This window comes from Amycolatopsis sp. NPDC024027 (genome assembly GCF_040638975.1).
Taxonomy (GTDB): Bacteria; Actinomycetota; Actinomycetes; order Mycobacteriales; family Pseudonocardiaceae; genus Amycolatopsis.
In genome coordinates, this window is sequence record NZ_JBEZYY010000029.1 from 17,113 (window position 1) to 25,931 (window position 8,819).

Annotated in this window: 9 protein-coding genes; 6 read left to right on the forward strand and 3 right to left on the reverse strand. The window is 74.0% G+C overall.

Going from position 1 to position 8,819, the window contains the following annotated elements; all coding sequences use genetic code 11:
* The first annotated feature begins 19 nt into the window (after positions 1–19).
* The gene (locus AB0F52_RS44410) at positions 20–1,699 is read left to right on the forward strand and encodes a DUF885 domain-containing protein (protein WP_360184292.1); all 1,680 of its coding nucleotides are present in this window, start codon (positions 20–22) and stop codon (positions 1,697–1,699) included.
* A gap of 350 nt (positions 1,700–2,049) precedes the next feature.
* Positions 2,050–2,922 (forward strand): EamA family transporter, encoded by an 873-nt coding sequence (locus AB0F52_RS44415; RefSeq protein WP_360184294.1) that lies wholly within the window; start codon positions 2,050–2,052, stop codon positions 2,920–2,922.
* Positions 2,923–2,941: 19 nt separating this feature from the next.
* Here the strand turns inward: AB0F52_RS44415 and AB0F52_RS44420 are convergent, their stop codons facing one another.
* Entirely contained in the window at positions 2,942–3,514 is a 573-nt protein-coding gene (locus tag AB0F52_RS44420; protein ID WP_360184296.1) for a GNAT family N-acetyltransferase, read from the reverse strand.
* Entirely contained in the window at positions 3,511–4,023 is a 513-nt protein-coding gene (locus AB0F52_RS44425) for a YbaK/EbsC family protein (protein WP_360184299.1), read from the reverse strand. Before AB0F52_RS44425 ends, AB0F52_RS44420 begins: the two co-directional genes overlap by 4 nt.
* A gap of 968 nt (positions 4,024–4,991) precedes the next feature.
* Between AB0F52_RS44425 and AB0F52_RS44430 the strand changes: the two genes are divergently transcribed.
* The 4 genes from AB0F52_RS44430 (at position 4,992) to AB0F52_RS44445 (ending at position 8,226) form a co-directional block, all read left to right on the forward strand.
* Entirely contained in the window at positions 4,992–5,405 is a 414-nt protein-coding gene (locus AB0F52_RS44430; protein WP_353069492.1) for an SAV_6107 family HEPN domain-containing protein, read from the forward strand.
* Positions 5,395–6,162 (forward strand): maleylpyruvate isomerase family mycothiol-dependent enzyme, encoded by a 768-nt coding sequence (locus AB0F52_RS44435; protein ID WP_360184301.1) that lies wholly within the window; start codon positions 5,395–5,397, stop codon positions 6,160–6,162. Before AB0F52_RS44430 ends, AB0F52_RS44435 begins: the two co-directional genes overlap by 11 nt.
* Before the next feature lie 58 nt (positions 6,163–6,220).
* Positions 6,221–6,952 carry a VOC family protein gene (locus AB0F52_RS44440; RefSeq protein ID WP_360184303.1) on the forward strand — a complete coding sequence of 244 codons (732 nt, stop codon included), beginning with the start codon at positions 6,221–6,223 and terminating at the stop codon, positions 6,950–6,952.
* 212 nt (positions 6,953–7,164) lie between these two features.
* Entirely contained in the window at positions 7,165–8,226 is a 1,062-nt protein-coding gene (locus AB0F52_RS44445) for a GNAT family N-acetyltransferase (protein ID WP_360184472.1), read from the forward strand.
* Positions 8,227–8,228: 2 nt separating this feature from the next.
* Here the strand turns inward: AB0F52_RS44445 and def are convergent, their stop codons facing one another.
* Positions 8,229–8,729, reverse strand: a complete 501-nt coding sequence (gene def, locus AB0F52_RS44450) for a peptide deformylase (RefSeq protein ID WP_360184306.1) — start codon at positions 8,727–8,729, stop codon at positions 8,229–8,231.
* Between the last annotated feature and the right edge of the window lie 90 nt (positions 8,730–8,819).

An 8,819-nucleotide genomic window follows, 5' to 3' on the forward strand; every position in this document is an offset into this window, starting at 1 on the left:
GCCCGGTAGCGTGCGGCGCATGTCTACTGCTTCCGAGGGCGTGCACGAAATCTGTGACCGCTACGTCGACGACTACGTGGCCGCGGACCCGGTCGCGGCGACCGTCCACGGCGTCGCCGGCCACGACCACCGCCTGACCGACTACTCGGCGGACGGCTTCGCCGAGCGCGCCGGGCTGGCCGCGCGGGCGCACGCCGCCGTCACCGCCGCCGAGCCGCGTGACGCCGCCGAGCGCGCCGCCAAGGCCGTGTTCACCGAGCGCCTCGGCCTGGAGCTGGAGATCCACGAGGCCGGCCTGGACGTGGCGAGCCTGAACGTCATCGCCAGCCCGGTGCAGGAACTGCGGATGGCGTTCGACCTGATGCCGTGCGAGACCGAAGAGGACTGGGCGGTCGTCTCGGCCCGGATCGCCGAGGTCCCCCGCGCACTCGCGAACGTCCGCAGCGGCCTGCTTTCGGCGGCCGACGCGGGGCGCGTCTCGGCGCTGCGGCAGGTCGCGAAGGTGGCGGAGCAGTGCGAGACGTGGGCGGGCCTGAAGGAGGAGAAGAGCTTCTTCACCGAGCTCGTGTCGTCTTCGCCGGGTTCGGCGCTTGCGGCCGATCTCGCGCACCGCGCGCGGGCCGCGGACGAGGCGTTCGCGGAGTTCGCCGGGTTCCTGCGAGCCGAGCTGGCGCCGAAGGCCCCGGTCAAGGACGCCGTCGGCGAGGACGTCTACCGCCTGTGGTCGCGCTACTTCGTCGGCGCGGCGCTGGACCTGCGGGAGGCCTACGAGTGGGGCTGGGCGGAGTTCGCCCGGATCGAGGCCGAGATGCGCGCGGTGGCGAACCGCATCAAGCCGGGTGCGACCCCGGCGGAGGCCGCGGCGGCGCTGGACGCGGACCCGCGCTACCGCATCCGCGGCCGCGCGGAGTTCGAGGCGTGGATGCAGCGCCTGTCCGACGACGCCCTGGAATCGTTGCGCGGCAAGCACTTCGACATTTCCGACCGCGTGATGGCCCTCGAGTGCAAGATCGCCCCGCCGGGCGGCGGAGTGGGCGCGTACTACACGGGACCGAGCGAGGACTTCGCGCGCCCGGGCCGCATGTGGTGGTCCCTGCCGGCGGGCCGCGACGAGTTCAGCACCTGGCGCGAGACGAGCACGGTGTACCACGAGGGAGCGCCGGGCCACCACCTCCAGATCGCGACGGCGGTGGACCAGTCGGGTGGGCTGAACAAGTACCAGCGGCTGCTGGCGTTCACCTCGGGCCACGCGGAGGGCTGGGCCCTGTACGCGGAGCGCCTGATGGAGGAACTGGGCTACCTGTCGGACGACGGCGACCTGCTGGGAATGCTGTCGGAGCAGCTGTTCCGCGCGGCCCGCGTGGTGGTGGACCTGGGCATGCACCTGGAGCTGGTGATCCCGGCCGGAACGGGCTTCCACGAAGGTTCGCGGTGGACGCCGGAGCTGGGGCTGGAGTTCATGCTGACCCGCACGATCACCGACCAGGCCCACATCCGCGACGAGATCGACCGGTACCTGGGCTGGCCGGGCCAGGCCCCGGCGTACAAGATCGGCGAGCGCCTCTGGCTGGCGGCTCGCTCGGACGCCCAGGCCCGCGCGGGCGCCGGGTTCGACATCAAGCACTTCCACACGGAGGCGCTGAAGATGGGCGGGATGGGGCTGGACACGCTGCGGGAGCAGCTGGCCGGCCTGGACTGACGGCTCACGCCCCGCCGGGTCACCCGGCGGGGCGAGAAGCGCGGACAGCTGAGCCGGGGTGAACTTGCCTTCGGCGGACCCCTGGAGCTGCTTCACGACCCGCTGACCTCGCGGATGAGCGCGCTGGGGCCGCGGAGCGCGACCCGCGCCGTCCGAAAACCGGTGGCTGCGCCGCGCACGCCCCATTAGGTTGATCTCGTGCGCCGAATCCTCTTCGTGACCCCACCGCCCCGCGGCTGAGCGGGGTGGTCCCTCGCCGCGTGGCCTTCGAGGCCCGCGGCTGATCCGTGGTGCGCACCGCCCCGCGTTCGTCGAATTCCCTTTCCTTCGACGCAGACGCAGGAGCGTTCATGTCCCTCGTCCTTCCCACGCGCGCCCGGTCATCGGCCGCGCTCGTGCTCGCCGGCGTCCTCTGGGGCACCGGCGGCCTCGCCGGCTCGCTTCTCGGCCGGCGAGCCGGCCTCCACCCGCTCGCCGTCGCCGACTACCGGCTGCTCGTCGGCGGTGGGGTCGCCACCCTCGTCGTCCTCCTGACCGGCGGCACCTTCCCGCGCACGCCCGCAGCCGCCCGGCGCATCCTCGCCGTCGGCGGCCTGTTCGCCCTGTTCCAGGCGAGCTACTTCGCCGCCGTCGCGCTCAGTTCGGTGAGCGTCGCGACCATGACCACGATCGGGGCCGCGCCCGTCTTCGTCACCCTCGCGTCGGTGCGGAAACTCCGTCGCTGGACGGCGGTGTCCGTGGCGGGCACCCTCGCCGGCCTGGTGCTGCTCCAGTGGTCACCGGGCGAAGCGTTCTCCTCCGGAGGCCTCGGCTGCGCCTTGCTCGCGGCAGCGGGCTTCGCGACCCTCACGCTGCTCACCGCGAAGCCCGTCGAAGCCCTGGAGCCGTTGTCGACGACGGCGTTCGGCTGCCTCACCGGCGGTCTGCTGCTCGTCCCGGTCGCGAGCTGGTCCGGCCTGGCGATCCCGCTGCACGCCGACGTCCTCGTGATCGTCTGCTACCTCGGCGCTGTCCCGACCGCGCTCGCGTACGCCGCGTACTTGCGCGGTCTGGCCGACGCGCACCCCGTGCTCGGCTCGCTGTCGGCGGTGCTCGAACCGCTGACGGCCGCGGTGCTGTCCGCCGCGCTGCTCGGTGAACGGCTGAGTGTCACGGCGTGGTGCGGCGCCGCCGTGCTGGTCGCGGCGCTGGTCGTCGGCTACTGGCGGCCCGAGCCGCGCTGAGGAACCGCTGCCCCTCGGCTCAGCGCGGGTCGAGGGGCAGCGCCCGCCCGAGGATCGCGAACGGCCGCGGGTCGCCCGCGAAGTGGTAGTCGCGCAGGACGTCGACGAAGCCGGTGCGGCGGTAGAGCTTCCACGCCCGGCTCGTGCCCTCGGGCGTCGACAGGAGCACGTTCGCGCTCGAGACGCCGTCCAGCAGGCTGCGCAGCAGGTCGTCGCCGATCTGGTGGCCCTGGTTCTCCGGCCGGACGTGGATCTCGGTCAGCTCGAAGTAGTCCGAAAGCCAGCGGTCGGCCTCGGCGGCCCCGGCCCGGCGGCTCAGGCCGTGGCGCACCTGCTCGTGCCACCACTGCCCGGCCCGGCCGCGGTAGCCGTAGGCCACGCCGAGCAGGACGTCGTCGGCGTCGAGCGCGGCCATGCAGCGCCAGCCCTCGCGCAGCGCGTGGGTGAGCCACATCGGCGCGCGCTGCTCGGCGGTGCCGGCCGGGTACCGCATCGCCCGGACGTAGATGTCGAGCGCTTCGGGCAGGCGGGCGCGGAACTCGTCCGAGGAGAGCTGGACGTAACGAGAGCAGCCGGCGGGCATCGCGGTCACGGCTGCCCATCTTCCTCCGCGCCGGCGAGCGCGCCCGGGGTGCCCCCGGTCAACGCCACCAGCCCGGCGAAGGTGGTGGGGAACACGGCCTTCGGGTGCCCGGCGGCGGCCCAGACGACGTCGTGGGCGCGCAGGGCGGTGTCGACCAGGGTGGGCAGCGGCTCGGGGTGCCCGACCGGGGCGACGCCGCCGATCGGCTGCCCGGTGTGCGCCCGCACGAAATCGGCGTCGGCCTTGGCGATTTCGCCGCCGGCCAGCCGGGCGAGCGTGTCCGGATCGGCGCGGTGGGCGCCCGACGTCAGCGCGAGGAGCGCTTTTTTGTCGGACCCCAGGCGGAAGATGAGGCTGTTGGCGATGGCCCCGACGGGCACGCCGAGCGCTTCGGCCGCCTGAGCGGCGGTCCGGACCTCGGCGGGCAGGAAACGGATGCCCTCGGCGGCGCCGTGCTGCCCGGCTTCGGCCAGCGCGGCCGCCACCTTGGCGACGGCGGGGTGCTCCAGCGAACTCATGAACCTATGAGATCACGGCACCGACCTGGTGTCCCGCGGGATTCCACCCTGGGGTTGAGCGGACGCCACGGGCGGGGTTACTCTGGAAATCGTTCGAACAGGCGTTCGACATTAGGTGAGTGCGCACCGGCCAGGTGCCCGGAGCCGTCCCGGCCCCGGATCCCCGCCGGGCTCACCCGCGCAGGAGGAGGGTCGCCATGTCCGTCAAGGTCGTGTCCCCCACGGATCCCGGGCAGCCGGAGCTGCCCATGACGCTGCGCCCGCAGCCGGCCCCGGCCGGAACCCCCCGCGGGCGATCCCGGCAGTGCCTGTCGGCGCCGGCAGAGCCCCGCCAGCGCCCCTCGGCTCCGGCGGCGGACTCCCGGCAGCCTCAGCTGCCGATCCTGTGCACTTCGGCTTCGAAGGCCCCGGACGCTGCCGACGCCGAGCTGCGGCCTTCGTCTTCGATCGCTGCGGGTTCGGGGGAGTCCTGGTCGGTGGGTGCCGAGGCGGGTGCGGGGTTGCCGGGTTTGCCGCGGTCTTCGTCTTCGGTGGTGGCGGGTTCTGGGGAGTCTCGACCGGTGGCCGTGGTGGTGGATTCCGGCCAGTCCGAGCTGCCGCTTCCGGCCCCGGCGATCCCGGAGCAGGCCCGGCCGGCGGCCACCGGCGCGGACACTGGCCGGGCTGAGCCGTCCACGGTGGCGGAGTCCGGGCAGCTCGAGCTGTCGGCCTCGGAGCCGTCTCGGCGGTCGGAAGCGGCGACTTTCGCTGCCCGGCCGGCGGCCACCGGCGCGGACTCCGGCCGGCCTGAGCCGCTCAACCCGGCGGAGTCCGGGCAGCCGCGGCCACCCGTCGTGTCGTCGGCGGAGCCCGGCCACTCCGAGCCACCGGTTCCCGAAGCCCCGACCCCGGCCGGCGCCGATGGGCCGCCCGGGCTGCCCCTGTCCCTGCGGCCGCCCGGGGCCGACCCCGACCAGTCCTTGCTGCCCATGTCCCTGCGCCCTCCCGCTTCTCCGGCCGCCGCCGGGCTGCTCGCCCAGGCGCGGCGCGGGCTCGCCGAGGCCGCGCAGGAAACCCGGCCCGCCGAACGCTTCATCGGGGCCTACCTCGCCGCCCTCCGGGGGGCCGCCGCCGTGCTCGCCGCCCGGGGGCGGCCGCACCGGGGGCGGGCTCGTCCCGCCAGCACCTGGGTGCTGCTCGACTCCGTCGCCCCCGAGCTGCGGGAGTGGTCTGCCTTCTTCGCCAGCAACTCGGCCACCCGCGCCGCCGCGCAGGCCGGGATCACCGGGAAGGTCACCGCCGAGTCGGCCGCCGGGCTGGTGGGGGCCGCCACGCCGTTCCTGGAGCTCGTCCGCCGTCTCGTGCACGGCCTGCCGATCACCGGGGAAGCCCATGTCGCGTGAGCACGGCCCGGTCGACCAGGGGCGGTTGCTCACGGCGTTGGGAATCGAAGGCCGGCTGCTGGCCGAAGCGGTGCACGCGGCGCCGACCGAAGCGCCGGTGCCCGCCTGCCCCGGCTGGTCGCTCGGCGAGGTCGCCCGGCACGTCGGGAGCCTCTACCGGCTGGTCCGGCGCCGGCTGATCGACGGCCGGAGCCCCGACGACTGGCCGCGCGACCCCGAACCGGGCCAGAGCCTGCGGGACTTCCTGGAAACGGGCCTGACCGAGCTGCTCGACGAGCTCGCCGCCCACGACCCGGAGGACCGCGCCGACACCTGGTGGCCGGCGGACCGGACCTACGGGTTCTGGCGCCGCCGGATGCTGCACGAGACGGTCGTCCACCGGGTGGACGTCGAGCAGGCGGCGGGCGCGGAGCCGCACGGCGTGCCCGACGACGTCGCGATCGACGGCATCGACGAGGTGCTCACCCTGTGGTTCGGGCAGAAGCTGCCGATGCTCGGCCTGACCGGCACGAAGGCGGGCTCGGTCGGCGTCCGGACCGGCGCGCACAGCTGGATCGCGCGGGCCGGACCCGTCACCACGGAGGCCTGGCGCTGTTCGGCCGAGGAGGCCGAGGCCGCGGACGACGTCGTCACGGCCAGGCCCGCGCAGATCTACCTGTGGCTCTGGGGCCGCGCGTCCCTGACCTCGGTGACCGTGCGCGGCGTGCACGACCAGGCGGCCCAGCTCTGGGCGCTGCTGCGGCTCGCGACCCGATGACCCGGCCGGTGGGGAAGCCGAACCGGAATTGTCGGAGGTGGCGGTTAGCCTGCGGCGCATGACCACGCGCCTGGTGAACCTGGTGATCGACGCGGCGCGCCCGGATGCCCTGGCGGGCTTCTGGGCCGCGCTGCTCGGCTGGCACGTCGCCGTCGAGGAGGCCGGCGAGGTCGACGTCCGCGCCCCGGAAAGCGACGGCTGGGACCTGGACCTCGTTTTCGTGCCGGTCCCCGAACCCAAGGAGGTCAAGAACCGCATCCACCTGGACCTGGCGAGCACGACACGGGCCCACCAGGCCGAGCTGGTCTCTCGCGCGCTGGAACTGGGCGGCCGCCGGGTCGACGTCGGACAGGGCGAGGTGCCGTGGGTGGTGCTCGCGGACCCGGAAGGCAACGAGTTCTGCGTCCTCGAACCCCGCGAGCGCTACGCGGACACCGGCGCGGTGGCGTCGATCCTGGTCGACGCGCACGACCCGGAGCTCCTGGCGGGCTTCTGGGCGCGGATCACCGGCCGGCCGATCCAAGCCCGTGAAGGTGATGCCCTGGTGGGGCTGCGCGCGCCGTCCGCGCGGGGGCCGTGGCTGGAATTCCTGCGCAACGACGACGTCAAGCGGGTCAAGAACCGCGTGCACCTGGACATCGCGCCCCCGGCGGACGCCGACCACGCCGCGGCGGTGACGCAGGTCATCGCCGCCGGTGCGGCGGCGGCGGACCTGGTTGGCCCCGCGCTGCCGTGGCGGGTGCTGACCGACCCGGAGGGCAACGAGTTCTGCGTGCTGACCCCGCGCTGAGCTCGGCTCCTCGACCGGCCGGGCGCCGGATCGCCGGGGAGCGCACCTCCGCCCGCGGGAGGCCCGGTCGCGCCGCGCGGCCGAGCCGCGGTCCGGCTGGGTGTTTCGGCCGCGTTGCCGGGGCGCGTCGAACGCTGATCTGCGCGAAACACCGGCGTCCTGGAGCGGCAACAACCCCGGGGGACCGTGGAGGCATGGAGACTTCCCGAGCGTTGCCCCAGCCGGTCCGGACGGTCGCCGCCGAGGAGACGGCGGTGCCGTCGGCGTGGCGGGTGCGGATCCGGATGCACGACCACCCGGGCACCCTCGCCCGCATCGCCATCCGGCTCGCCGACCTCGAGTGCAACATCCTCGGCCTGTCCGTACTGCCGGTGCCGGGCGGCGTGCTCGACGAGATCGTGCTGCGCCCCGCGACCGGCCTGCCCCGGCGGCACCTGGTCGACGCCATCCGCGCCGAGGGCTGCGAATGCACGGCGATCATCGACGCCGACGTCCACGAGCTGGTCGACCCGTCGGCGTCGACGCTGCTCACGGCCCGTCGCGCGGTCGACGACCCGGCCCGCCTCGCCGACGTGCTGAAGGACATCCTGGCCGCGGACGTCGTCACGCTCGTCCCCGCCGCCGAGGCGAACCCGGCGCGCACGGAGAGCGGGCACCGGGCCGTGTTCGCGCTGGCCGGCGGCAGCGCGCTGGTGGCGCGCCGCCAGTGGGCGCCGTTCGTGCAGCTCGAGCTGACCCGTGCCGAAGCGCTGGTGACCCTGCTCGCGGCGGCGGCCCGGAACGCAGCCGGCCCGGTGGTCCTCGACCGCCCGGACGGCGCGGCGATCGTCCTGCGCAAGGGCGTCCCCGGCGACGCCGACGCGGTGGCCGAACTGCACCGCCGCTGCTCGATGGCCACGCTGTTCCGGCGCTACCACACCGGAGTGCGCACGGTCCCGCGCCGCCGCCTGCACCGGCTGCTGGTGCCTCCGCGCGGCACGAGCGTGCTCGCCGTCTTCGGCCGCGAGGTGATCGGCCTGGCCCAGCTCATCCCGATGAATTCGGGCGGCGCCGAGATCTCCCTCCTGGTGGAGGACGACTGGCAGCGGCAGGGAATCGGCACGGCCCTCCTGGCGCGGCTCGCGGTGCTGGCGGAGGCCCAGGGCATCACGGAGCTGTCCGCGGACTGCTTGACGGGCGACGACATCCTGCCCCGCACGGCGGCCCGAGCCGGCCTGCGCACAGAAAGAGGCATCGAGGACGGCGCCCGGCTGAGGATGTTCCTGCCGGCCTGAGCTCAGCGCTTCCAGAACCAGTCTTTGTCGCGCGCTTCGCGCAGGGCGGACTTCTTGCGCTCGGCGGTGAGCCGGTCGAGGTAGAGGATGCCGTCGAGGTGATCGGTCTCGTGCTGCAGGCATTGGGCCAGCACGTCCTCGCCTTCGACCTCGATGGGTTCGTTGTGGACGTCGACGCCGCGGACCTTCGCGTGCTTCGCCCGCTTGGTGGGGAACCACAGCTCCGGCACCGACAGGCAGCCTTCGTTGATCTCGTGCGTTTCCTCGGACAGTTCGACGATTTCGGGGTTGACGACATACCCGGCCAGCCCGGCGACGTCATAGCTGAAGACGCGAAGCCCCACCCCGATCTGCGGCGCGGCCAGCCCCGCGCGCCCGGCGGGCTTGACGGAGTCGACCAGGTCCCGCACGAGCGCCTCGAGCTTCTCGTCGAACACGGTGACCGGGTCGCAGACGGACTTGAGGATCGGGTCCCCGAAATAGCGCAGTTCGCGCATCGCCATGAGCAGAACATCCTTCGTGCGTGTCGGACTGGCAGCTTAGGCCAGCGAGGAAGAGGGTCGCGCCGGAATCACCAACCCGGCCCGCCCGGA